Genomic DNA, 21,618 nt, shown 5'->3' on the forward strand with positions numbered 1-21,618 from the left:
GCGCGGCCGGCGATGACGATGTGACCTGACGGACTGCCGGCATGTGCTTTGATGCGCATCAAGGTAAAAGGCCGGGCTTCATGGTGATCTTGCAGCGAGGTCTTAGAGGAGCACGAAAATGATCTTCAATACCATTATGGTTCAACTTGACGTCGATTCTCCGGCCGCTCCGCGAACGATCTCCGCTCAGGAATTGGCGCGGCGGTTCGAAGCCACACTGATCGGCTTTGCCGCAGCTGATGCGTATGTGTTTGCTCCCAGCGACGATGGCGGCATTGCGGCAACCGAGATGATGCGTCAACGTATGCAGCAAATCGAAGAACGGCTGAAGGTGTTGAGAGAAGAGTTTCGCAGCGTTGCCGGGGATGATGCGTCCTGGCGCGAGGAGATCGGTGATCCGACACGTCTTCTTGTTTTGCATGCGCGCGCTGCTGCCGAACAGGCGCAGCAATGGGTCAACGAGTTGGCTCAGGATTTGGATTGGAGCGAACAACGCGCATACAGATTTCTGAAATCTGTTCTGCACACGCTGCGGGATTGGTTGTCGCCGGAGGAAATGGCCGACCTTTCAGCTCAGCTGCCAGCGCTCCATCAGAGGCATATATTTCGAAGGCTGGAAACCGTCGGACGAACCCATGTGGGAACGAAAAAAGATCGATTTCCTCATTTGCGTCAGGAAAAGCTTCGGGTACGAGCTTGACGTTGATATCGGCAAGGGGATCAGAGCGGTTTTCAAACTCCTCGACCGCCACATTTCGCATGGCGAAATCGTCCAGGTCCGGAACTCGATGAAGAAGTCGCTCCGCCATCTCTGGCCTGCGGATTGACCGATGTTTCGCGATCGTCAGGAGGCCGGGCGAAAACTTAGCATCGAGTTGGAGAAACTCCGACTACACCAGCCCGTCGTTCTCGCCTTGCCGCGGGGCGGCGTTCCTGTCGCCGCCGAAGTGGCCAAAGCCCTGAAGGCTCCGCTCGACCTGATCATCGTGCGCAAGGTGGACGCACCGGGAAATCCCGAACTGGCCATCGCCGCGATGGTGGACGGCGACCCTCCGGACGTCGTGCTGAATCGGGAGATCATCGAAGCTTATTCCCTCGATGATGACGCGCTTCGCGTCTTGATCGCGAAAGAGCGCCCCGAGTTGGAACGGCGCCGGCTTGCCTATCGCGGAACGCATCCACCCTTGTCGATCGCCGGAAAGACCGCGATCATCGTGGATGACGGGGTCGCGACCGGCACGACGATGAAGTTCGCGATCCGTGCGCTCAAGCGCCGGTCACCACGGGAAATCGTCGTAGCGGTTCCTGTTTCGCCGCAGGACACGGTGGCTGATCTGGCCCGGGAAGCCGACCGCGTTGTTTGCCTTAGTCAGCCTGGACAGTTCCGCGCCCTTGGCTACCACTATCTGAGCTTCCCTCAGCTGTCCGACAACGAGGTCATCGCCGCGATGGACGAGGCTGTCCAGTCGCGAAAAGCCGGCGGGCACCGAAATCAGAAGCGCGCCTCAGGCGCGGCCAGAGAAACAACGACACTGAACCGCCGTGAAAAATAGGAGATCGCACCGATGCTGATCCGCACACTTTCTGCCTTGGAATGCACGAAATTGCTGGCGGCCAATCGCGTCGGCCACTTGGCATGCGCGAAGGACGGGCAACCCTACGTCGTGTGCTTCAACTACGCCTACGCCGACAATCACCTCTATGCGTTCTCCTTGCTGGGTAAGAAGATCGACTGGATGCGGGCCAATCCCCTGGTGTGCGCTCAGGTCGAGGAACACGGCCAGGGACGCGGATGGAGAAGCGTGATTGTCGACGGCCGCTTTGAAGAACTGCCGGATCGGATCGGCCACAAGGTTCAGCGCAATCATGCATGGTCGGTGTTGAGCAAGCACGCCGACTGGTGGGACCCTGGCGCGTTCAAGCCTGTCATGCCTCCCGTGTCAGATAGCACGCCGCACGTCTTCTTCCGGATCCTCATCGAGCAGGTGTCGGGCCGGGAAGCAAGCGAGTAGGCTGTTTCCACCAGTTCGATGCCTCGCGCAGAACAGCACGTGACGGATCCTCCAAAAACAAGGGCCGGCAGATCGCGCCGGCCCGGCAGTTTTCAGTCCTTGCATTGCTACCGCGCCATAAGGATCGGCATCGATGGATCCTCAAGCATCGACTTGGTGACGCCGCCGAAGATGCGCTGACGCAACCGGGAATGGCCATAAGCGCCCATGACCATCAGATCGGCGGCGATATCGACGGCGTGCCGACGAAGCACGTCAGCGACTGAATGGTTCGAGCTCGGCAGCCGGTCGACCGTGACCTTCACGCCATGCCGCGCGAGATAGGCAGCGGCATCGGCTCCGGGTTCGGCGCCGTGGTGGTATTCGTCCTCCACCGGGTCGACCATGACGAGGTGCACCTCGTCGGCGCCTATCAGCATGTCGAGAGACTCGCGGACCGCGCGCGATGACTCCAGACGGGCGTCCCAGGCGACCAGCACGCGTTTCGGCTTCAGTGTCGGCCGCGATCCCTCGGGGATGAGCAGCAGGGGCTTGCCGGAAGAAAACAACGCGCCTTCGATCACTTTGCTCTTCAGCGTTTCGCCGGCAAGCAACTCCGGTCCAATAACCGTAATATCGGCATAGCGGGCACGTCGGCCGATCGTTTCGTCGGCCCAGGCAGTGTCGGGATAGTCGTCGATCAGATCGCCCGATGTGACGATTTGGGAAAGGAATGCGGAAACGACCGAAGTTCGCTCTTTAAGCCTCTTGAGGTCGGCCCGGCGTTCCTCCAGCCACGCCGGTGAAACTGCAGCGGCATATCCACCGCCCGAGGGTGGTGCCGCAAGCACGAGAACGAGCACGGAAAGATGGGCACCAAACTGCTCGCACAGGCCGGCGGCAAGTTTGAGATCGCCGTCACCCTGGCTCGGTCCTGTAACCGCAAGGATCGTTTTGAAAGCCATAACGCCTGCTCCTGATTTTGCCTCAAATTTCAATCGTCGTTGCAACAATGGCGAGACTGCTCGCCGTGTTCATTGCGCTGAATCAAAGACCGCCCCCTATGCAATTGATCCGGATCAACGTGTCCGCGTGCCGACGCTGTAGGCTTGGCCACCAATTGGGAACACGCCGATGAAATTCCTCATAGCGGCAGCTCTCGCAACCATGGCCTGCCAGGCGTCCACCGCGCAGGAAATGAGTTATGGCGAGGCGGAATACCTGAACTCCTGCGCGGTCTGCCACGGTCTCCACGGCAAGGGCGATGGGCCTTTGGGCAATGTGCTGTTGAAGCGTCCGGCCGACCTGACGCGTCTATCCGAACGGAACGGCGGCTCGTTTCCCTATTCGAGGGTCTTCGCGACAATCGACGGTCGCTTTGCCTTGCCAAGCCATGGCGATCGCGAGATGCCGGTGTGGGGTCGCCAGTTCCTCGAGGAAGACGCAAAGGTCTATGGCCCCAGTGGCGGCGAGGTCGTCACAACGGAACGCATTCACAACCTGGCCGGTTACATTGAGACGCTGCAGGACTAGATTCCGGCAGCAGCCAAGTTCCGCCTCATTAGGACCCTCATCCCACCTCCATTCAAGTATCTCGGGCATGTCCTGGCCATGAGCGCGAATGTAGGCTCTATGTTCAAGCAGCCTGATGTTCAAGCAGCCTGCGACCGCGGAGTTGTGCGGTTTCGACATGGTTGGGGACTACGTCCTTGTCCCCGACGATTAGAGGATTATCCTTGACACGTTTGGGCGAGGCGATCGCCCATGGAGGTTGTCATGGCAGACGACAAGTCAAAGCGTGGTCCGCAAGACAGAGCACGGGTCGACGGTGGCGAAGACTATGAAGTCGGGTACCTCATGAAGAAGCACCATCTCGAACGGGCTGATGCCCTCAGGCTGGTAAAAAAGTATGGAAACAACCGCGCAAAGATCGAAGAGGAACTCGTTGCCCGAAAGGTTTGATCGCGTATTGCCGTGAGGCTGGCATAGAGCCAAGCACGCCTGAGTGTGACCAGGCTGCAGGCATAATCATGGCGCTTTTCAGCAACGGCATCGGCACTGCTGAGGAATTGAAGGCAGCGCTCCAGTTCCGTTTGGAGAGTGAGTTGCGACGGTACGGTCAACGCCTATCCCGCCTAGCTGAGAACCGCACTAGATCGTAATTGTACATCGAATTCCAAGTGGAGGTCGCGTTAGATGCAAAACGCGAGCCCTCTGAAAAAAACCATTTCTCCAAATAAGGCAGCGGGTTTGGAGGCTGTATGAAAAGGGTCGTTGTTTGGCGCTATTTCACGGGCATGCCGTGTCAGATGCACGCGACCTCCGGGGAGTAACATGCTGCTGAGGCTGCACCAGATCGACAAATTCTACCCCACTGGCGAGGGGCCGTTGCATGTTCTGAACGGGATCGATCTTTCGCTGGAGGCGGGCAAGAGCCTTGCGCTGACCGGCGAGTCTGGCAGCGGCGGCAGGATCAATTTGCTGTTGCTGCGACCTATCGAGTTGGTCGCCCATGGCAATCACCCCAACACCACCGGCGTATCGTCATAGCTGAGCTCCGCTAGCCCCGGATGCCGGTGGGGCTATGGCGAGGATCTTGGTTTCCAGCTCACAGTTATAAACCATGAGCGCCTTCACGGTTTCCAGGGGGCTTTCGTAGCGGGCTATCAGCTTCACCGCCTCCGAGTGCAGTTCGACCTTGGCTTCGGCGTCTAGGTGCAGGATGCCCATTGCCGTTCCTCCGAGCGGGAAGCCCGGCGCGGCGCCGAGAGTGCGCCAAGGCGCTCCTGAAGGCGGCCGTTGAGGACGGTCATTTCCTTGAGGGCCTTCATCACATCCCCTTTGTGGAGGGCAACGAAGTTGTCGGCGATCTCTTGAAGGGCGGCCTCTTGGGGCTGTCGAGCGTCACGATGTGGTCCATGGCGATTACTCCAAACGCTTCACGCCGCATGGAACAAAAAGAGAACATAAATGTCAAGAGCGAAATTGGCCAGGAGAGGAATGAGTTCCTATTTTGGATCATGCCTGATACTGGTGGAAGACGTAAGCGCGGCAGCGAATGGAAGCTCAGCAATGCCCACGAGATTGGGCAGCTTGTGCGCGTTCAATGCGGGCTCTCCAACGTCAAGCGTTGGTATCAGCCGGGCGACCTGAAGGAAATCTTCGGGGACATAGAGGCCGAGCTGGTGGGAAGCAAAATGAGCTGCGAACGATGCGGCAAGAACGAGTTCATGCATGTCGAAACTCAGAACCCGTCTGCCCGAGAACGGCAAGGCATCCGGGTTAGGCGTCTTGCCGAAAGTGGTCTGGAGGGACGAGGACTAAGGAGACTGCTTTCGACCTCTTGCGACCATCCCTGATGGGAGGTTAAGGGAACGTCGTGACCCTAACCCGTCCTTTTTCAGCCTTATCGTGAATGTCGCGCATGCCTGTAAATCAGACATTGCGCTGGCGCGGTTCGAGCGCTCCAGTTAATTCGAGCATCTGATAGCCGGGCCAAGAGTGTGACCAGAGATCCGACAACCCGCAAGACGTCCTTTCCCGCAATGCCTTGACCATCTATCCCGACAGCGGTGCCGCAAAAACGCCTCCAGCGATCAGGCCGGCAACCGCAGTTAGGTAGTCGCAGAATCCGCCGGCGTGCTCCCAACGGCCGGTAAAACAGAGTGCATTGGTTTAAAGGGCGTCCGTGGGCACTTCCGCGAGATTGCTCCCAGCGGTTGTCGGTGCTAATTTCGCAGAAGCTGCCGCACTGATGTGTCCAGTGCGCCGCCTGCCGCCGCCGATGTGTTCTTAGAGTGGCCTAAAGAGGTGGCAGGGTTTTGGAGACCGGGACGATGAGCTTGACGCGCCGCGATGTGTTGATCGCCGGGAGTGTGGGGTTTGCCGGGGTCGCGCTCTTCTCGCCGCCGAGCGCGCGTGCGAACGATGAAGCGTTGGATCTCATCGAGCAACTCATCGGACGGAAGGCCACGGTGTCAGATCGCATTCATCTGATTATGCCGGCGGACTTCCCGACCGGTTACACCGTGCCTATGCGTCTCGACATCGACAGCCCCATGACCGAGGCCGACCATGTGATGCAAATCCGCGTGTTCGCGCCGCGGAACCCGCTTATCGAAGTCGCCAGTTTCCATTTCGTCCCGCAACGCAGTCTACCTCGCGTGTCGACACGCATCCGGCTTGCCAAACCGCAACACGTCGTCGCTGTCGCTGAAATGAATGACGGCGTCTTGCTGATGACCACGACGTGGGTCCGTGTCGCCACGGATGGCTGTGCCTGAGATCGGAGAGACAGTGACCACCCCGACACCACGCGTGATCGTGCCGAGCGCCGCAGCGAAGGGAGAGATTTTTCAGGTCAAGACCATCATCAGCCATGAGATGGAAACAGGGCTACGCCATGATGATCAAGGCAACGTGATCCCGCGCAAGATCATCAACAAGTTTGTCTGCCGCTACAACGAAACCGTGGTGTTCAGTGTCGATCTCCACGAGGCGATTTCGGCCAATCCGTTCTTCGAATTTTCCTTGCGCGCGACGGAGAGCGGCCGGCTCGATTTCGTTTGGGAAGAAGATGGCGGTGCCGTCTATACGTTGTCGCACCAGTTCACGGTCGGTTGAGGTGGCGGCGCAATCGAGCTGCGCGAATTATGGCGTGACAAGTTGAGTGGGAGCGTGACCGGAAAACTCCGAAACAGACGGGTATTCAGCCTGCGCCCCGTCGCGAGATCTGGGATTGCCACGGGCCTCGTGCTGCTCGTCAGCCAATCCGGCGCGGCGGCGGAGGCCGATCAAGGCGCTCAACTCGCCGCGACCTGTGCGTCCTGCCATCGTCTCGATGGCGGCGGCACAGGCATTCCCAGCATCATCGGGCTCGGCGAGGAGAGGCTCACCAACGCCCTGCTTGCCTACCGGGCGAGCGAGAGTCCAAATCACATCATGCACGCTATCGCGCTGTCGCTCAGCGACGAGGAGATCGCGAGCGTCGCGCGCTATGTCGCGAAGCAGGGAAGTAACCCGCGATGAAATCCTGGACGCGTCGCGAGTTCGGCCGCCTGACGGGAGCAGCGTTGCTAACGGCGCTCAACCAGTCGAAGGCGCGGGGCCAGGCCAAGGCGCGTGTCGTCGTGATCGGCGGCGGCATCGGCGGCGCAACGGTCGCCAAATATCTCGCCTCCAGCGCCACGGCCGTCGACGTGACCCTGATCGAACCGCGGCAGAGCTACACGACCTGCTTTTTCAGCAATCTCTATCTCGCCGGGCTACGCCCGTTCGAATCGCTCGGCCATGGTTATGAAGCGCTGGCAAGGCAATACGGCATCACCGTCATTCATGAGTCCGCCGCGGCGATTCACCCGGCGGCGAAAACCGTTGCGCTGAACAACGGCTCGAAGCTCAGCTATGACCGTCTCGTTGTTGCGCCGGGCATCGCATTCAGGGACCGGGCGCTTGAGGGCTATGACGATGCGGCGATGGAGATCATGCCGCACGCCTGGAACGCAGGACCGCAAAGCAAGCTGCTGCGCCGGCAGCTGGAAAGCATGGAGGACGGCGGCCTGTTCCTCATCGTCGTTCCGCCCGATCCGTTTCGCTGTCCACCCGCCCCCTATGAGCGCGCTTCGCTCGTCGCATCATATTTCCAGCACAGCAAACCGAAAACCAAAATTCTGATCCTCGATGCGAAGGACAAGTTCAACGCACAGGACGTGTTCCAAGACGCCTGGAATCGCCACTATCCGGGAATGATCGAATGGCTGCCCGCCCAGTTTACCGGCGGGGTCACGGCTGTCGATCCGAAGACCCGATCGGTGATCACTGCGGGCGCAACATTCAAGGCCGCGGTCACCAATGTCGTCCCGGCGCAAATGGCCGGGCGCCTGGCGCAGCAGGCCGGGCTCACCGACCAGTCGGGCTGGTGCCCGGTCGATCCGGTCACCTTCGAATCGGCACTGCAGCCCGGCATCCACCTGGTCGGCGACGCGATCATCGGCGGAGATATGCCGAAATCCGCCTTCTGCGCCAACAGCCAGGCCAAGGCCTGCGCCTTCGCCATCGCGGCCGATCTCGCCGGATCAGCGCGTTTCCCGGCGCATTTGTTCAACACCTGCTACACCTATCTCGCCCCCGACGATGCGTTCAGCAACGCCATCAGCTTCAAGCCCGTCGACGGGAAGCTCAAGAGAGTCATCAGCTTCGTCAGCAAGGTCGAGGAAAGCTCCGAGGTCCGCCGGCAGGCTGCGCGCGCGGCGGAAGGCTGGTATGACGCCTTCACGCACGACGTGTTTGGCTGAAACGAAACTCAACTCCGCTCGACGGCTGGGCCGGCCATTGCGGAAATGCCGGGGCCATGGCGGGTATGCTCCGCCTCGGTGCCGGATCGTTGCTCCGGGACCAGCGATGGAACAGGATCGGGCAACCGTTCCAGCCGCAGCGAATTAACCACCACGAGGATGCTCGAGCCGGCCATGACAGCCGCCGCAAGGATTGGCTGCAGAAGTCCGAATGCTGCGAACGTCAGGGCGACGAGGTTGTAGCCGAACGCCCACATAAGGTTGGTCAAGATGGTCCTGCGCACCGCGCGGGCCACGTCGACGATCCAGGGCAGCATCCACAATCCGTCCGCAGGCAGCACGAGCGCCGCAGTCTCGCGGGCGAGATCGGTGGCGGAGCCGACGGCGATACCGACATCTGCGGCGGCCAGGACCGGCCCGTCATTCAGTCCATCGCCGACCATCGCCACCGAACCGTGGTCATGGCGGAGCCGATCCAGGGCCAGCCGTTTGGCCTCCGGCGAAAGGCCCGCTTGGACGTCCTTGATCCCGACCAGGGCCGCGATCCGCTCCGCCGCTTGCGCCAAGTCGCCGGTCAACAGCGTGGCGTCGAGCCCGCGCTCACGCAGGGCCGCGATCGCCGCCTGCGCCTCGGGAAGCGGTGAATCATCGAGCGACAGCACGGCGTGAACCTGCTCGCCCCAACCGACATAGACCACCGAATGACCGCTCGCCTCCAGCGACCGCGCACGCTCGGCCAGCGACGGGGGAAGCGGCCAGCCCAGATCATTCATCATTCTGCCGTTCCCTGCCGCCACGGGCCGACCTTCGGCGCTGCCGCGGATGCCACGGCCGGGAACCGTCCGGACATCGCGGGTGAAGAGCGGCGTGATGCCCCGCTGAGCGGCGGCTGCCGCGATGGCCCGCGCCAGACCATGCTCGGAAAGCCGCTCCAGACCGGCGGCGCGCGCCAGTACTTCGTCGATGCCGACCTCCTCGCAGTCGACGCCGACGAGACGCGCTTTGCCCGCCGTCAAAGTGCCGGTCTTGTCGAAAGCTAGCAACTGTACACGCGCGAGGGTCTCAAGCACGCCGGGGTCGCGGACGAGGCAACCGTGTCGCGCCAGCCGGCCAATGCCGAGCGATGTCGCCATCGGAGCGGCCAGGCCTACGGCGCACGGACAGGCAACCACCAGTACCGAGAGGCCAATCAGCAACGCCCGATCGAACGGCAACGACTGCGCCCAGTAAACGAACGTCAGCCCGCCGAGGGCGAGCACGAGCGGCACGGCCACGCCAACGACGCGATCGGCAAGGCGTTGGGTTGGACTGCGACGGCTGAGCGCCTCGCGCACCGACCGGCAAATCTGTGCCCAGCGGGTTGCGGTTCCGTCACCGCTGCTTTGGATCAGGAGCGGGCCGTCGATATTGATACTGCCGGCAATCACCTTGGAGCCGGCGCCCTTTGTCACTTGCCGGCTTTCTCCGGTGATCACGGCTTCATCGATGTTCGATTCCCCCTCGACAACCACGCCGTCGACTGGAATGCGCTCGCCTGGCCGGACCCGCACCAGCATGCCGGCCGTCACCTCCCGCACTGGGCGGCGGATCTCTGCCGCGCCCTCGACAACTGTTGCGCTCTCGCTTTCGGCGGCGAGGAGCGGTTCGAGGTCGCGCGCCGCCCTGGCGCGGCCAACGGCCTCGAGATAGCGGCCAACGGTGAACAGCATCAGCACCATCACGGCGGTGTCGAAATAGACATGCGTGCTGCCCTCGAACACGGCAAATGCCGAATAAAGATAGGCGGCAGCGACGCCAAGCACGATGAGTGCTGATGATGTCACGCGTCCCTGAATACCATCGAGCCACATTTCACGAAAATAGGGGCTGCCGAGAATCAGCACCGCCGGCGTCGCGAAGATCCAGAGCACAAGATGAATCCACGGCAGCACGTCCGCGTCGGCGCCGGTGAAAGCGTCCGAATAGAGGAGGAGGCTGAACATCATGATATTCATGGAGAGAAAGCCGCCCACGCCGAGCTGGATCAGCAGCCAGGCGGCCTCCCACTCTTCGTGTCTGCCGCTCTTCACCTGAAAGGCGATGCAACAGCCGTAGCAGCAGAACGCGCAAGCCTCACCGTTGAGCCTGCGCTCCATCGGGCGCACGCCGACGGGCAGCGAGCAATGGCTACACAGGATATCGCCATGCGCAGTCATGCGGGATGTCCGCCCAGCCAAGCAAGGCCGATATGCGCGTCCGAGGGCAGGAGACCACGGCCAAGCGTGATGAGACCAAGCAAAAGAATAAAGCCACCAGCCAGCCGCACGCCGCGCAACCGCCAGGCTGGCCCGAGTATCCGGCCGACGCCGCCCATCATCAACATCGCAGGGAAGGTTCCCAGTCCGAACGATGCCATGACGAGAAACCCGGGAAGCGCTCCAGCGGTGCTCGCCGCCTGGGCGGCGAAGGCATAGACGAGGGGACATGGCAGGAAGCCGTTGAACACACCAAAGGCAAGCGGTGCGGCGCTGCTCCGGGCTGTCAGCAGGCTGCGCAGGGACACTGCAAATGTGCTGCGGCCAAATCCGATGGCAAGGCGATGAAAGACCTGCAGCAAACCGAAGAACTGCAACGCCATGGCAATCATGAGCAGGCCAGCGCCAATCGCGAGAATTCGTTGGGCGATGTCGAGGGAGCCGTTCAAGAGCGGCGCCGCCGTTAGATCCTGCGTGGTGCAGATGACTTGACCGAGCGCGCCTGCGAGCCCGCCCAGAAAGCAATAGGTTGTCAATCGGCCGGTATTATAGAGCAGGTGGCGAAGGACGGTTGCGCCCCCCCCTCGCTGATCGTGGCCCAGCGCGCAGGCAAAGCCGCCGCACATGCCGATGCAGTGAAAGCTGCCCGCGAACCCAGCGGCGAAGATCACGAGATAATAGGTCATTGGCAGACCTCCTGCCGACGCATCGCTCGATCAACCAGAGGTGTTGCTCCGCGCCGCTAATGGCGCACGAGGTACGCCACCCATACGAAGAAGGCGATGTGGGCTATCGCGCCGCCGATAAAGGCGATCGCTTGGTACGGGCTCGCATTTGCGAACGAGAAAACGGTATCTGCAAGCATACGCCTCCTCCTGGTCAGCCGAAATAAGCAAGGGCAACGTTCATAGCGAGCGCGGAGGCCAGTAGGAAAAGATTCAGAATCGCTAAACCCATTACGATCTTGGCTATCAGCATCTCCTGCTCCTTCACTCAACTCGTCAGCCATCACCTGGCGTGCGCGACCGTGCTCTCTAGCCGATCCTTCCCGGTCCGACTCCGCCCCAATAAAGGTAGGCGTAATAGAGCGCCCAGACGAAAAGAACCGCGTAGACGACCAGCAGCCATATCGGGATATACCCGTGTCGCGACTGGACGGTGCCGCCGGCGTACTCCTCCATCTCGTGGTCGGGGTCCGAACCGTGAGACGGACCGTCACTCTGCTGTGTGCTTGGCGTTGTCATTTTCCGCTTCCCTTTCGTAGAATCTGGTGGCCGCTTCATCGGCGCCGTGGAAGGCGCCTGAAAGCACGCCCCAAATAAAGACACAGAGCGCACCAAGGCTCATAAGCAACGCGCTCACGTAGGGTCCGGTGACCTCAAATCCGAGCATAACTCAGCCTCCTTCGGCAGCATTTTGTTTCTCGGTCACCGATCCGCCGTTCTCTTCGCCGAGTTCAGAAGTGTTCTGCGCCGGCACCCCGCCCGGAACATAGGCCTCGTCCGGAGAAGCCGCCTCCAGCGTCAGATCATTAAGCGCCGCGCGATCCGTGTCGCTGATCGTCAGCGCCTGCAATGTGAGCGGGTCTTTATAGGCCGAAAGTGCGAGGACGTAATACGAGAGCGCCCAGCGGTCCTCCTCGGGCAACGAGTCCCGATAGGAGGGCATAGGCGTGCCGCTCAACCCGGTCGTCATGGTGCGGAATATGTCTTCGACCGCTGTCCCCGACTTGAACTGGCCGCCGGTGAGGTCGGCCGGCACAATGCCAAAACCGAGATCGTCCTTCAGCCCGGCAGCCTTCTGGCCATCGCCCTTTCCGCCTTGACCATGGCACTCCCAGCATTTTGCGATCTGCCACACTTCCTTGCCGCGCTCGAGGATTGCCTGGGAAACGGTGGGCGGCTTTGCGATGTAGAGCGGAGGGCCAGGTGGCTCCTCGATGAAGAATGCATAAGGCTGGGCCGGATCGGAGCGGTCCACGGCCAGCTCATACTTGATGTACTGGATGACAGCGAGCCGATCCGTGAGAGGCAGTTCATACCAGGCCGGCATCGCCGTGCCGCGTACCCCGCGGGTGATCGTGCGCAGGAGGTCACCGTCAGTCGGTAGTGGTTCCTTGGTCAGCCGGAATTTGAACACAGCAGCCGCGAAGCTTCGCGGGCGCTGTATGTGAAGGAAGGTCGCAGCAGGCCCATTGCCGTCTCCATTCAGGCCGTGGCAACCGAGACATCGCCGCTCATAGACCTCCCGGCCATGGGCGATCCATTCGCTCGAACGCGGGAATGTGACTTCCGTGACTTCAAGCTGCTGTGGTTCAAAAAGATCGCGCCATTTGCCGCGGTCCATGCCGAGCTTCTGGATATAAGCGATCAGGCCTTCCAGGTCTTTCGTCTCGGCGGCGATCTTGACCGCGTCGCCTTTGTACTCCTCGTTCGGTATCACAATGACTGGGGCCTTGCCGCGCGCCTGCATGGGCACGAACAGCAGCCCGTCGGCATTGGGCGTGAGCTTGATCTGCTCCTTGCTCGCGAAGTCGAACAGCCCCTCGGAAACCGACGTCCTTTCCAGCGTGCGATTGCCGGCTCCATCATCGACGATCTTGACCGGCTGCTCGGGCTCGTTGAACAGTCCGCGATACGGTGCCATGATCGAATCCGGGGAGAGCATGCGTGGATTCCAGAAATGGGCGAGATGCCACTCGTCACTGAACTTAAGTCCGACCCGCATCAGATCGGGTCCGATGCGCCGCGTGCCGAACAGGTGCGGCACGTCGTAGGCGAATTCGCCTGACTCCGTCACCGGACCCCAGCGGCGTGTCTCGCCGGTCACTGGGCGCACGTACTGGGAATGACAATACCAGCAACCTTCGCGCAGATACACGTCGCGACCGAGTTGTTGCAGCGGCGTGTAATCGGTGGCCTCAGTCATCATCCATTTGAGCTGGCCGAAATCGGTGCGGACCACGGCAGTAACCCGGTTGGTTCGCGCCGAGGGTTCGAAAAATGGCAGGAAACCCTGGGTGATGAGGGCGGCGAAGAAGAAAAAAATGCCGGCTACTAGCGTAACGAATCGCGCGCTCATCGGTTCGCCCCGCCAGCCGGAACCGGTGCCGAACCGAATGCCGGACCTTCCGCCACTTCGGCGGGGCGGGTCAGCGCCGTCATCATCAGATTAATGACGAGAAGCGTCATCCCGATATCCATGGTTATGCCACCCACGGTACGCACCAGCCAATAGGGTCGCATCGAGATCACCGTGTCGAGCCATTCGGTGCCGGCCATCCACTGGAAGCCTTGCTGCAGTCCGGCGGCGGTCAGCACCAGGCCCATGGTGGAGATACCGACGGTAATCAACCAAAATGCCCAATTGCCCATGGTGAACGACCAAAGCTCGCGCCCGCACGCTCGCGGCCAGACATAGACCAGGCCGCCCATTGCCCAGACCACGAACGTCCCGAACACGGTGAGGTGCGAGTGCGAGATGACGAAATCGGTGAAATGGGTCGGCTGCTGGATCGAGCGCAAGGCCTCCGTCGAGCCTTGGAAACAGCCTGCCAGGTACATCAGCGCTCCCATGATCAGGAATTTCGCCGGGAGGTTCTTGCCGAAGGCGTCCCAGCGGCCCATCACCGTGCCGAAGAAGTTCACCAGCACCGTCCAAACCGGAATGATCAGCAGCATGGAAGTGACGATCGCGATCGTCTCGGCCCAATCTGCGATCGGGCTGTAAAGATAATGATGGATGCCCACAAAGGGGTAGAATAGGGCGAGGGACCAGAAGCCGACAAGCGAGAGCTTGTGACCATAGATCGGATTGCCCACGCTGATCGGCAAGAAATTGTAGATAAGCACGTAACCCGCTGGCGTGATCCACAATCCGACGATGTAGTGGAGGTAGAGGCCGTGGAAGGCCGCGCTGTTTATGCCAGAAATCGTGTAGGGCAGGATGATGCCCAGTACGAGATTCATCGTCGTCCAGACGAAAGCCCCGATCAAATACCAGAGTGCGACATAGAGTGGTGGCTCGAGACGTCGGGCGATGGTGATCAGGAACTGTGCGGTCGCCGCGGCGACAACGAGGAAGATCGGGATTTTCGCGAACAGCGGGAACTCGCCCGCTTCGAGGCCGTGGTTTTCGCCGAACGGCAACGAGATGAGCGCCGCCGCCACGGAGACATTCCACAGCCAGGCCAGCGGTACGCCCCATTGCGGCCAGGGCACCCGCACACCGCAGAGGCGCGGCACCAAGTAGTAGCATTCGCCGATGAAGAGGGAGGAAAACGCGCCAAAGATGACGCCGTTGACGTGGACCGGCCGTAACCTGCCGAAGGTCAGTCCCAGGTTGGCAGTGCCTAGATAATCGGGATAATTGAAGAGGCCCGACAGCGCCACGCCGATCGACGGTGTGACCAAGAGCCAGAACATGCCCCAATAGAGCCAAGTTCGCACAACCGGCCAGTCGACCAGTTCATCCAGGTCGATGCCGGCAAATTTGCCACGCAATGTTTCTTCCACGGGCGCGCCTCTTCCATCACGCGCGCTTGAGCCGCGCGACTTTTCAATACTCCCAATTTTGCCGGCATCGAGACCACCCGATGTCGGTTGCCGGTTTCAGATATCTTCCGGCGCAGCTCGTCCCCTACGCAGCCCGCGCCAAGCCGAAAGAACTAATGCTTGCCGGGGACCAACACCGAGCCGGCGTTCGACCAGAGGATGTACGCTTCCAAGGCCTTCATTGCCTCCGAATCGAACTCGATCTTTTCGCCCTGGTTGGGCTTCTCGATGCACCAGTTGATCATGTCGCGTAGCGTCGCGAATTTGTTGATTTCAACCTGGAACTTCGGGTAGGACTGCGGGTGGGTGTCGGAGGCCATGGGATGGCACATTGCGCAGGCCATTCCCGTCTTGGAGAGAACGACGTTCATCTGTTTGGCGGTCGCCGTATCGCCATGGAACAAGAGGTCGCCCTTCCTGACCTCCTCCATGAGCACCTCGTCGAATAATTTCAACTGCTCTGGTGTATGAGGTGCCTTGTGGGCACTGCTGGGGCCGACTACGACGGCGACCACCGCAATCGCAGCGACGAAGAACGGAAGGCACAACGTGCCGAGAATCGCTCTGATTGTCATCGCCATTCCTCCCTTAGTATGGCCCTCCCTTAGTATGGCCACATATTATCGGCCATTCGCGGTCGCAACTCCTCGGGCTGACTAAGCGAGGAATCCGGGTCTGACTGAACGAAGACCTCCTTGCGGCCCCACATGATGTACTCGACGTCGACCTTGTCGTCGGCGTTCACGTTCACGGTTTCCCAACCGACCCCATCATAGTGATCGCCAGGGTCGGCCCGGATCATCGGCTTGGTCAGCTTGGGCACGCCTTCCGGTGCATAGGGCCACGGCCAGGAGGTCGCCAGCATGCCGATCGAGCGCATGCTGCCGATCTCGTTGTAAAGCACCTGGTGGACGTGACCGTGGATGTTGGTGACCTTGGTATAAGGCTTCAGCACGTCATTCACTTCGCGCCAGTCGCGCACCCAGAAGTTCCAGGGCGGGTAGTACTCGTACAGCGGATTATGACTGAAGATGACGATCGGTTTGGATTTGTCCCAGTCGGCGAGTGTCTTCTGCATCCAGTCGAGCTGGTCGCGGCCGACACCGGCCCACGCGCCGGCAACCGTTCCGTCGAGGGTCGCCATATGGCCCATGCGCTCCTCTGGCGTCATCTTCTTCGCTGTCCAGTAGTCCGGCCCCCGGCTGACCGTATCGAGCCCGATGAAGCGCACGCCCTTGTGATCGAAGGTCCAGTTGGGTTGGCCGAACAACTCGCCCCACTTCTTGCCCATATCCAGATACCAGTCATGCTCGCCCGGGATGTAGTACTTCTTGATCGTCAGATCCTTGAGGAGCTCGACGCCAAGCTCAAGTTCCTCGATCTTTCCGAGCTGGGCCAGGTCGCCGCCGAAGATCAGGAAGTCGGCCGGCGGATCCATGGCCTGGACCTCTTGCACGGCGCGCACCACCTTGTCGACGAAGCGCGTGTTGAGGGATCTCTCGTAGAGATGGGTGTCCGAAATCCAGGCAAACTTGAAGGGCGCTTCGGCGGCGTGAGCGACGTCGATGGTGTTGAGCAGCGGCCACCACGCGAAGGTCTGGCCGACGGAAGCAGCGCCGAACAGCAGCGATCTGTGAATGAAGGTGCGGCGGGTGATTTGCAGCGAGTCGTCGGGGCGTACTCCAGGCGGCTGCAGCACCGCATGCATTTCGCGCCGAATGCGGTCAAGCTCGTCAGACATCAGGGTTCCTCCTCAGTGCAGACCGTTTCTTAAAGCGTCGGTCTTCTCGCAGGAACGCGACCCTGTTGAATCAGTGGGTCGCCCATTTTCTTATTTTTTCAGTTCAATCGTCAGACTGGTGGCCTTATTCTCCTCTACCGTTACGGGCTGCTCGATGGGTCCGGTGAAGGGGTGGATCGCCACGAGCTTGTAGTCCCCAGGCGGTACATCGGGGATGCTGAACTTGCCATCGGCGCCGGTGATCGCGTAGTAGGGATTGTCCACCACATAGACCCAGCCTTCCATCCAGCCATGCGCGTCGCAGTCGATGCGGACTGTGCCGGCGCGCTTCAGTTCGACAGGTATGCGCTGGCCCTTATTGGGCAGCGCCAGGTTGAAGGCGGTGCGCTTGCCATAATAGCCATGGGTGTTGTGGAGCATTGGGTCGCTGTTGACCACCTCCAGCGAACCGGCCGGTATCATCTGAACCGCGGGTTCAAAGCGGCATTTGAGGTTGTTAAGCTCAGGCGGCTTGCCGGGCTCCGGCCAGGCTTTTCCCTTTGCCACGTCGACCAGGTACAGCGCCGCGTTCAGCACGGCCTGATCGCCTCCGACCTCGATCAGCGGCTCCTCGCGGGGGGCCCCGCACACCTCGACATCCTTGGTGGGGATAATCTTTGTTGTCGGCACGTCCCCGCGGTAGACGACCGTACCCTCGATCGTTCCGCCTCCCGTGACCGGACTCTCTTCGTAGGCTTGCGTTGGCGCGGACATCGTCGCAACGAAAGCGATCGCCGCCAGCCCGCTCATCAATTCGCGAATCGTCATAGACGCCACCTCCTTCATTAGGATGAGCGGCAACATTGTAAAATAGGGCCAAACCAGTACCATGTCTAGCCATTCAGCAAAAAAACATGATAAGGTTCGGCAGTTTAGGCGAGTTTGCTAGTTGCAAACGTCGCGGGTTTTGGAGCGTCTTTCTCGAGGTACCGGAGGTACTTGATGAGCCGACGTCATGAACTCCTCGCTCCGGGCCTACGGTCCCCCATATCCCGCCTCTGCATCATATTCGCAGCGGCCCTGTCGATCTGCCAACCGCTCGCGCGGACTGACTCGCCCGTGACGGTCGGCGGCTCATTCACGCTTACGGCGCCGGACGGAACGACGGTCACCGATGAGACTTATCGCGGCAAATGGCTGCTGGTTTTCTTCGGCTATACCTCTTGTCCCGACATCTGTCCGACGACCCTGTCCTCAATCGCCGCGGCAATTGAGGAACTCGGCCCCGACGCCGCCAAACTGCAACCGATCTTTATCACCGTCGATCCTGAACGCGACACGCCTGAAGTGATGGGGAAATACGCCGGGGCGATCGATCCAAGGATCGTCGGACTCACCGGCAGTCCGCAACAGATCGCCGCGGTTGCCCAGGGATATGGCGCCTATAGCGCGCGCCACAAAACTGAAGCGGGCGCCGAAGACTACGTCGTCGACCATAGTACTTACATCTACATTATGGATCCTCAGGGCAAATTCGTCCGAGGCCTGGACGTCGACACGCCGGCCAGTCTCATTGCCGACACGCTGCGCAAAATCATGGCGCAGCCCGATGAATGAAGGAAGCCTTAGCTAGAGTTGCAGATAAGGCAAATTGTGAGGTGTAACCAAAGGTCGGCGCGATGAGAGAGATCGAGATCTGCGGCGACCGGAAATTGGGGGGAGCATGAGCGATAGCCGATGGCAGTCCTGGCAGGCCGGCGTCACGAGTTATGACGGGTTCTTTGCCGACGCCATCGCGCGGCTGCAGGAGGAGCGGCGCTACCGGGTGTTCGTGGACCTCGAGCGGATCGCAGGCCGATTCCCCCACGCCGTGTGGCACTCCCCGCAAGGACCGAAGGACGTCGTCATCTGGTGCTCCAACGACTATCTCGGGATGGGACAACACCCGAGGGTCGTTGCAGCCATGATCGAAGCGGCGACCCGGATGGGGACCGGGGCCGGCGGGACGCGCAACATCGCTGGCACCAATCATCCGCTGGTCGAACTCGAGGGCGAGCTTGCTGATCTCCACGGCAAGGAGGCGGCGCTGGTCTTCACGTCCGGCTATGTCTCGAACCAGACCGGCATCTCGACCATCGCCAAGCTGGTCCCCGATTGTCTGATCCTGTCCGATGCCCTCAACCACAATTCGATGATCGAGGGCATCCGCCAGTCCGGCACGGAGAAATGCATCTTCCGCCACAACGACGTCGATCATCTCGAAGAATTGTTGAAGACGGCGGGTCCGGATCGTCCAAAACTCATCGTCTTCGAAAGTCTTTATTCGATGGGCGGCGACGTCGCGCCAATCAATCGCATTTGCGATATCGCCGATCGTTACGGCGCAATGACCTATCTCGACGAGGTCCATGCCGTGGGCATGTACGGCCCTCGCGGCGCCGGCATCGCCGCGCGCCACCGCGCCATGAACCGGATCGATGTGATCGAAGGCACGCTCGCCAAGGCCTTCGGCTGCCTCGGCGGCTATATCACGGGAAGTGCTGTGCTGATCGATGCGGTCCGTTCCTATGCTCCAGGTTTCATCTTCACCACCGCGCTGCCGCCGGCGATCTGCGCGGCAGCCACGGCGGCGATCCGGCATCTGAAAACTTCGCAGTGGGAGCGCAAGCGCCAGCAGGACCGCGTCCGGCGGGTCAAGGCGGCGCTGGGTGCGGCTGCGCTGCCGGTCATCCTGAGCGACACCCATATCGTTCCGGTGGCAGTCGGCGATCCGGCGCATTGCAAGGCGGCGAGCGACCTGCTGCTGAGCGAGCACGGCATCTATATCCAGCCGATCAATTATCCGACCGTGGCGAAGGGAACTGAGCGGCTGCGCATCACGCCGACACCCTGTCATGAGGACATCATGATTGATCGGCTCGCGGCAGCTCTGTCCGATGTCTGGAATCGGCTCGGGCTGCCACGGGACAATCTCGCCTGAGCGGCCGAATGAAGCTTCGCCGTTGCCCGGACGTTCCCGAAGATTAGGTCTTAAGGATCAAGGAAATGGCTGCCAAGGAAATCATATTCTCGTTCGAGGCTCGCGATAGAATGCTGCGCGGCATTGACACCCTGGCGAATGCGGTGAGCGTCACGCTTGGCCCGCGGGGGCGCAACGTCGCGATCGGCAGGGAGCACGGCGCGCCGCGGGTCACGAAGGACGGCGTGACCGTCGCCAGGGAAATCGAACTCGACAACAAGTTCGAGAACATGGGCGCCCAGATGGTGCGCGAGATCGCAACAAAAACCTCCTATCAGGCCGGCGACGGCACGACCACCGCCGTCGTGCTCGCGCATGCGATCGCCCGGGAGGGCGCCAAGGCGGTGGCCGCCGGCATGAATCCCATGGACCTGAAGCGCGGCATCGATCTCGCGGTCGAAGCCGTCGTCGCGGAACTCAAAAACAACGCCACGAAGGTCACCTCGAACGTCGAGATTGCGCAAGTCGGCACCATCTCGGCCAACGGCGACAGGGAGATCGGCCGCTGCCTCGCCGACGCCATGAAGAGGGTCGGCAATGACGGCGTGATCACTGTCGAGGACGGGACGTCGCTCGAAACCGAACTCGAATTCGTCGAGGGCATGCAGTTCGACCGCGGCTATATCTCGCCCCGTTTCATCACCAATCGCGCAAAGATGTGGGTCGAGATGCAGGATGCCTATGTCCTCATCAGCGAGAAGAAACTGTCCAGTCTGAACGAAATACTGCCACTGCTGGAGAAGGTGGTGCAGACCGGCAAGCCGCTGCTCATCATCGCCGAGGATGTCGAGAGTGAGGTGATTGCGGCGCTGGTGGTCAACAAGTTGCGCGGCGCTCTCAAGGTTGCAGCCGTGAAGGCGCCGGCCTACGGAAACCGCCGCAAGGCGATGCTACAGGATCTCGCGCTGATGACCGGCGGAACGGTGATCTCGGAGGATTTGGGCCTCAAGCTCGAACATGCTTCGCTCGATATGCTCGGGCGCACCAAGAAGGTGATGATCGACAAGGCAAACACCACGATCGTCGGCGGCGCCGGCGAGCGGGAAAGAATCGAGGCCCGCATCGCCGAGATCAAGCTCGAGCTTGCGGAAACCACCTCCGATTTCGACCGCGAGAAGCTCCAGGAGCGGCTGGCCAGGCTCGCCGGTGGCGTCGCCGTTATCCGGGTCGGCGGTGCCACCGAAGTCGAGGTCAGAGAGAAGAAGGATCGCATCGATGACGCGATGAACGCGACAAGAGCCGCGGTCGCGGAGGGCATTCTCCCGGGCGGCGGGGTCGCCTTGCTGCGCGCCGGCAGGGCGCTCAAGAAGCTCAAGGGCGGCAACGAGGACCAGCAGGTCGGCATCGCGATCGTCAGGAAGGCGATCACCTGGCCGGCTCGGCAGATCGCGATCAATGCCGGCCTGGAAGGCTCGGTCGTCATCGCCGGGATCCTCGAAAACGACGATAACGCCTATGGCTACGATGCCCAATCGGGCGTGTACGGGGATCTGGTGTCGAAGGGCATTATCGACCCGGCCAAGGTGGTGCGAACGGCGCTCCAGGGCGCAGCCTCGGTGGCAGGCCTCCTCATCATGACGGAGGCCATGGTGGCCGAAGTGCCTGGCCCGCCGCCGCCGGAGCTTCCCGGTCACGAGCATCATCATCACGATATGGATATGGATTTCTGACCGCTTCGCGGCCGTAATCCGGGCTCGCGGCCATCAACAATGATCTCGTCCGCTATCGAGGTGAGACAAGTCGTCGAGGATCACGGTATCCAAGGTCGGCTCATGGCGCTCCTTGCTCGTTCCGATGGAGGGCCTAAC

27 protein-coding genes and 1 pseudogene are annotated in these 21,618 nt (G+C 61.0%); 15 read left to right on the forward strand and 13 right to left on the reverse strand.

Annotated elements, in window-relative coordinates; all coding sequences use genetic code 11:
• Window positions 1-118: 118 nt before the first annotated feature.
• From AC0L3L_RS16390 to AC0L3L_RS16405, 4 genes are read left to right on the forward strand one after another with little or no spacing between them, the layout of a single operon-like run.
• Window positions 119-700 carry a DUF2267 domain-containing protein gene (locus AC0L3L_RS16390; RefSeq protein ID WP_473638332.1) on the forward strand — a complete coding sequence of 194 codons (582 nt, stop codon included), beginning with the start codon at window positions 119-121 and terminating at the stop codon, window positions 698-700.
• On the forward strand, window positions 636-827 hold the full coding sequence (locus AC0L3L_RS16395; RefSeq protein ID WP_473638333.1) for a DUF2267 domain-containing protein: 192 nt from the start codon (window positions 636-638) through the stop codon (window positions 825-827). Before AC0L3L_RS16390 ends, AC0L3L_RS16395 begins: the two co-directional genes overlap by 65 nt.
• A gap of 3 nt (window positions 828-830) precedes the next feature.
• Complete coding sequence (locus tag AC0L3L_RS16400; protein ID WP_473638334.1) at window positions 831-1,553, forward strand: phosphoribosyltransferase; 723 nt, start codon at window positions 831-833, stop codon at window positions 1,551-1,553.
• A gap of 12 nt (window positions 1,554-1,565) precedes the next feature.
• Window positions 1,566-2,012, forward strand: a complete 447-nt coding sequence (locus AC0L3L_RS16405) for a pyridoxamine 5'-phosphate oxidase family protein (RefSeq protein ID WP_473638335.1) — start codon at window positions 1,566-1,568, stop codon at window positions 2,010-2,012.
• Window positions 2,013-2,119: 107 nt separating this feature from the next.
• Here the strand turns inward: AC0L3L_RS16405 and AC0L3L_RS16410 are convergent, their stop codons facing one another.
• The gene (locus AC0L3L_RS16410; RefSeq protein WP_473638336.1) at window positions 2,120-2,956 is read right to left on the reverse strand and encodes a universal stress protein; all 837 of its coding nucleotides are present in this window, start codon (window positions 2,954-2,956) and stop codon (window positions 2,120-2,122) included.
• A gap of 169 nt (window positions 2,957-3,125) precedes the next feature.
• Between AC0L3L_RS16410 and AC0L3L_RS16415 the strand changes: the two genes are divergently transcribed.
• The 3 genes from AC0L3L_RS16415 to AC0L3L_RS16425 all read left to right on the forward strand — a co-directional run bounded on the left by AC0L3L_RS16415 (window position 3,126) and on the right by AC0L3L_RS16425 (window position 4,541).
• On the forward strand, window positions 3,126-3,524 hold the full coding sequence (locus AC0L3L_RS16415) for a c-type cytochrome (protein WP_473638337.1): 399 nt from the start codon (window positions 3,126-3,128) through the stop codon (window positions 3,522-3,524).
• A 243-nt stretch (window positions 3,525-3,767) separates the two neighbouring features.
• Entirely contained in the window at window positions 3,768-3,953 is a 186-nt protein-coding gene (locus tag AC0L3L_RS16420; RefSeq protein ID WP_077380219.1) for a DUF3606 domain-containing protein, read from the forward strand.
• 372 nt (window positions 3,954-4,325) lie between these two features.
• Window positions 4,326-4,541 (forward strand): hypothetical protein, encoded by a 216-nt coding sequence (locus AC0L3L_RS16425; RefSeq protein ID WP_473638339.1) that lies wholly within the window; start codon window positions 4,326-4,328, stop codon window positions 4,539-4,541.
• On the opposite strand, the gene AC0L3L_RS16430 is transcribed toward AC0L3L_RS16425, so the two are convergent.
• Window positions 4,536-4,721, reverse strand: coding sequence for a hypothetical protein (locus tag AC0L3L_RS16430; RefSeq protein WP_473638340.1), 186 nt, complete (start codon window positions 4,719-4,721; stop codon window positions 4,536-4,538). The genes AC0L3L_RS16425 and AC0L3L_RS16430 overlap by 6 nt on opposite strands.
• Between AC0L3L_RS16430 and AC0L3L_RS16435 the strand changes: the two genes are divergently transcribed.
• Window positions 4,721-5,350, forward strand: coding sequence for a hypothetical protein (locus tag AC0L3L_RS16435; RefSeq protein ID WP_473638341.1), 630 nt, complete (start codon window positions 4,721-4,723; stop codon window positions 5,348-5,350). The two genes, AC0L3L_RS16430 and AC0L3L_RS16435, sit on opposite strands and share 1 nt — an antisense overlap.
• Before the next feature lie 76 nt (window positions 5,351-5,426).
• On the opposite strand, the pseudogene AC0L3L_RS16440 reads toward AC0L3L_RS16435, so the two are convergent.
• A pseudogene (locus tag AC0L3L_RS16440) lies at window positions 5,427-5,660 on the reverse strand (sulfite exporter TauE/SafE family protein); the annotation flags it as partial.
• Between the two features lie 167 nt (window positions 5,661-5,827).
• On the opposite strand from AC0L3L_RS16440, the gene AC0L3L_RS16445 reads away from it, so the two are divergent.
• From AC0L3L_RS16445 to AC0L3L_RS16460, 4 genes are read left to right on the forward strand one after another with little or no spacing between them, the layout of a single operon-like run.
• Window positions 5,828-6,274 (forward strand): thiosulfate oxidation carrier protein SoxY, encoded by a 447-nt coding sequence (locus AC0L3L_RS16445; protein ID WP_473638342.1) that lies wholly within the window; start codon window positions 5,828-5,830, stop codon window positions 6,272-6,274.
• A gap of 13 nt (window positions 6,275-6,287) precedes the next feature.
• Complete coding sequence (gene soxZ, locus AC0L3L_RS16450) at window positions 6,288-6,614, forward strand: thiosulfate oxidation carrier complex protein SoxZ (protein ID WP_174654410.1); 327 nt, start codon at window positions 6,288-6,290, stop codon at window positions 6,612-6,614.
• A 54-nt stretch (window positions 6,615-6,668) separates the two neighbouring features.
• Complete coding sequence (locus AC0L3L_RS16455; RefSeq protein ID WP_473638343.1) at window positions 6,669-7,019, forward strand: c-type cytochrome; 351 nt, start codon at window positions 6,669-6,671, stop codon at window positions 7,017-7,019.
• On the forward strand, window positions 7,016-8,284 hold the full coding sequence (locus AC0L3L_RS16460) for an FCSD flavin-binding domain-containing protein (protein WP_473638344.1): 1,269 nt from the start codon (window positions 7,016-7,018) through the stop codon (window positions 8,282-8,284). The genes AC0L3L_RS16455 and AC0L3L_RS16460 overlap by 4 nt, the downstream gene beginning before the upstream one ends.
• An 8-nt stretch (window positions 8,285-8,292) precedes the next feature.
• On the opposite strand, the gene AC0L3L_RS16465 is transcribed toward AC0L3L_RS16460, so the two are convergent.
• The 10 genes from AC0L3L_RS16465 to AC0L3L_RS16510 all read right to left on the reverse strand — a co-directional run bounded on the left by AC0L3L_RS16465 (window position 8,293) and on the right by AC0L3L_RS16510 (window position 17,601).
• Window positions 8,293-10,419: a heavy metal translocating P-type ATPase gene (locus AC0L3L_RS16465; protein ID WP_473638480.1), complete on the reverse strand. Its 2,127-nt coding sequence runs from the start codon at window positions 10,417-10,419 to the stop codon at window positions 8,293-8,295.
• Window positions 10,420-10,475: 56 nt separating this feature from the next.
• Window positions 10,476-11,204, reverse strand: coding sequence for a sulfite exporter TauE/SafE family protein (locus AC0L3L_RS16470; protein WP_473526988.1), 729 nt, complete (start codon window positions 11,202-11,204; stop codon window positions 10,476-10,478).
• Window positions 11,205-11,260: 56 nt separating this feature from the next.
• A complete protein-coding gene (locus tag AC0L3L_RS16475) occupies window positions 11,261-11,383 on the reverse strand; it encodes a hypothetical protein (protein ID WP_280178825.1) in 123 nt (40 codons plus the stop codon).
• Window positions 11,384-11,552: 169 nt separating this feature from the next.
• On the reverse strand, window positions 11,553-11,762 hold the full coding sequence (locus AC0L3L_RS16480) for a hypothetical protein (RefSeq protein ID WP_473526989.1): 210 nt from the start codon (window positions 11,760-11,762) through the stop codon (window positions 11,553-11,555).
• Window positions 11,734-11,910: a hypothetical protein gene (locus tag AC0L3L_RS16485; RefSeq protein ID WP_404282276.1), complete on the reverse strand. Its 177-nt coding sequence runs from the start codon at window positions 11,908-11,910 to the stop codon at window positions 11,734-11,736. The genes AC0L3L_RS16480 and AC0L3L_RS16485 overlap by 29 nt, the downstream gene beginning before the upstream one ends.
• A 3-nt stretch (window positions 11,911-11,913) precedes the next feature.
• Entirely contained in the window at window positions 11,914-13,599 is a 1,686-nt protein-coding gene (locus AC0L3L_RS16490) for a cbb3-type cytochrome c oxidase subunit II (RefSeq protein ID WP_473638345.1), read from the reverse strand.
• Window positions 13,596-15,020 (reverse strand): cbb3-type cytochrome c oxidase subunit I, encoded by a 1,425-nt coding sequence (locus AC0L3L_RS16495; protein WP_473638346.1) that lies wholly within the window; start codon window positions 15,018-15,020, stop codon window positions 13,596-13,598. The genes AC0L3L_RS16490 and AC0L3L_RS16495 overlap by 4 nt, the downstream gene beginning before the upstream one ends.
• 164 nt (window positions 15,021-15,184) lie before the next feature.
• A complete protein-coding gene (locus AC0L3L_RS16500) occupies window positions 15,185-15,646 on the reverse strand; it encodes a c-type cytochrome (RefSeq protein WP_473638347.1) in 462 nt (153 codons plus the stop codon).
• A 29-nt stretch (window positions 15,647-15,675) separates the two neighbouring features.
• Window positions 15,676-16,812, reverse strand: a complete 1,137-nt coding sequence (locus tag AC0L3L_RS16505; RefSeq protein ID WP_473638348.1) for a metallophosphoesterase family protein — start codon at window positions 16,810-16,812, stop codon at window positions 15,676-15,678.
• A gap of 90 nt (window positions 16,813-16,902) precedes the next feature.
• Window positions 16,903-17,601 (reverse strand): carboxypeptidase regulatory-like domain-containing protein, encoded by a 699-nt coding sequence (locus AC0L3L_RS16510; protein ID WP_473527007.1) that lies wholly within the window; start codon window positions 17,599-17,601, stop codon window positions 16,903-16,905.
• A 309-nt stretch (window positions 17,602-17,910) separates the two neighbouring features.
• Between AC0L3L_RS16510 and AC0L3L_RS16515 the strand changes: the two genes are divergently transcribed.
• From AC0L3L_RS16515 to groL, 3 genes are all read left to right on the forward strand, one after another.
• Window positions 17,911-18,408, forward strand: a complete 498-nt coding sequence (locus AC0L3L_RS16515) for an SCO family protein (protein ID WP_473638349.1) — start codon at window positions 17,911-17,913, stop codon at window positions 18,406-18,408.
• Between the two features lie 106 nt (window positions 18,409-18,514).
• Window positions 18,515-19,771 (forward strand): 5-aminolevulinate synthase, encoded by a 1,257-nt coding sequence (gene hemA, locus AC0L3L_RS16520; protein WP_473638350.1) that lies wholly within the window; start codon window positions 18,515-18,517, stop codon window positions 19,769-19,771.
• Window positions 19,772-19,836: 65 nt separating this feature from the next.
• Entirely contained in the window at window positions 19,837-21,480 is a 1,644-nt protein-coding gene (groL, locus tag AC0L3L_RS16525; protein WP_473638351.1) for a chaperonin GroEL, read from the forward strand.
• Window positions 21,481-21,618 lie beyond the last annotated feature (138 nt).

The organism is Mesorhizobium sp. WSM4849 (assembly GCF_055811385.1).

What these genes read in the sequence shown, in the direction of transcription:
- hemA (WP_473638350.1), top strand. Translation starts at nt 18,515, where the DNA reads ATGAGCGATAGCCGATGGCAGTCCTGGCAGGCCGGCGTCACGAGTTAT.
- AC0L3L_RS16485 (WP_404282276.1), bottom strand. Translation starts at nt 11,910, where the DNA reads ATGCTCGGATTTGAGGTCACCGGACCCTACGTGAGCGCGTTGCTTATG.
- AC0L3L_RS16405 (WP_473638335.1), top strand. Translation starts at nt 1,566, where the DNA reads ATGCTGATCCGCACACTTTCTGCCTTGGAATGCACGAAATTGCTGGCG.
- AC0L3L_RS16470 (WP_473526988.1), bottom strand. Translation starts at nt 11,204, where the DNA reads ATGACCTATTATCTCGTGATCTTCGCCGCTGGGTTCGCGGGCAGCTTT.
- AC0L3L_RS16430 (WP_473638340.1), bottom strand. Translation starts at nt 4,721, where the DNA reads ATGGGCATCCTGCACCTAGACGCCGAAGCCAAGGTCGAACTGCACTCG.
- AC0L3L_RS16465 (WP_473638480.1), bottom strand. Translation starts at nt 10,419, where the DNA reads ATGGAGCGCAGGCTCAACGGTGAGGCTTGCGCGTTCTGCTGCTACGGC.
- AC0L3L_RS16510 (WP_473527007.1), bottom strand. Translation starts at nt 17,601, where the DNA reads ATGAGCGGGCTGGCGGCGATCGCTTTCGTTGCGACGATGTCCGCGCCA.
- AC0L3L_RS16420 (WP_077380219.1), top strand. Translation starts at nt 3,768, where the DNA reads ATGGCAGACGACAAGTCAAAGCGTGGTCCGCAAGACAGAGCACGGGTC.
- AC0L3L_RS16425 (WP_473638339.1), top strand. Translation starts at nt 4,326, where the DNA reads ATGCTGCTGAGGCTGCACCAGATCGACAAATTCTACCCCACTGGCGAG.
- AC0L3L_RS16505 (WP_473638348.1), bottom strand. Translation starts at nt 16,812, where the DNA reads ATGTCTGACGAGCTTGACCGCATTCGGCGCGAAATGCATGCGGTGCTG.
- AC0L3L_RS16490 (WP_473638345.1), bottom strand. Translation starts at nt 13,599, where the DNA reads ATGAGCGCGCGATTCGTTACGCTAGTAGCCGGCATTTTTTTCTTCTTC.
- AC0L3L_RS16475 (WP_280178825.1), bottom strand. Translation starts at nt 11,383, where the DNA reads ATGCTTGCAGATACCGTTTTCTCGTTCGCAAATGCGAGCCCGTACCAA.
- AC0L3L_RS16460 (WP_473638344.1), top strand. Translation starts at nt 7,016, where the DNA reads ATGAAATCCTGGACGCGTCGCGAGTTCGGCCGCCTGACGGGAGCAGCG.
- AC0L3L_RS16390 (WP_473638332.1), top strand. Translation starts at nt 119, where the DNA reads ATGATCTTCAATACCATTATGGTTCAACTTGACGTCGATTCTCCGGCC.
- AC0L3L_RS16480 (WP_473526989.1), bottom strand. Translation starts at nt 11,762, where the DNA reads ATGACAACGCCAAGCACACAGCAGAGTGACGGTCCGTCTCACGGTTCG.
- AC0L3L_RS16415 (WP_473638337.1), top strand. Translation starts at nt 3,126, where the DNA reads ATGAAATTCCTCATAGCGGCAGCTCTCGCAACCATGGCCTGCCAGGCG.
- AC0L3L_RS16500 (WP_473638347.1), bottom strand. Translation starts at nt 15,646, where the DNA reads ATGACAATCAGAGCGATTCTCGGCACGTTGTGCCTTCCGTTCTTCGTC.
- AC0L3L_RS16410 (WP_473638336.1), bottom strand. Translation starts at nt 2,956, where the DNA reads ATGGCTTTCAAAACGATCCTTGCGGTTACAGGACCGAGCCAGGGTGAC.
- AC0L3L_RS16445 (WP_473638342.1), top strand. Translation starts at nt 5,828, where the DNA reads ATGAGCTTGACGCGCCGCGATGTGTTGATCGCCGGGAGTGTGGGGTTT.
- AC0L3L_RS16400 (WP_473638334.1), top strand. Translation starts at nt 831, where the DNA reads ATGTTTCGCGATCGTCAGGAGGCCGGGCGAAAACTTAGCATCGAGTTG.
- AC0L3L_RS16395 (WP_473638333.1), top strand. Translation starts at nt 636, where the DNA reads ATGTGGGAACGAAAAAAGATCGATTTCCTCATTTGCGTCAGGAAAAGC.
- groL (WP_473638351.1), top strand. Translation starts at nt 19,837, where the DNA reads ATGGCTGCCAAGGAAATCATATTCTCGTTCGAGGCTCGCGATAGAATG.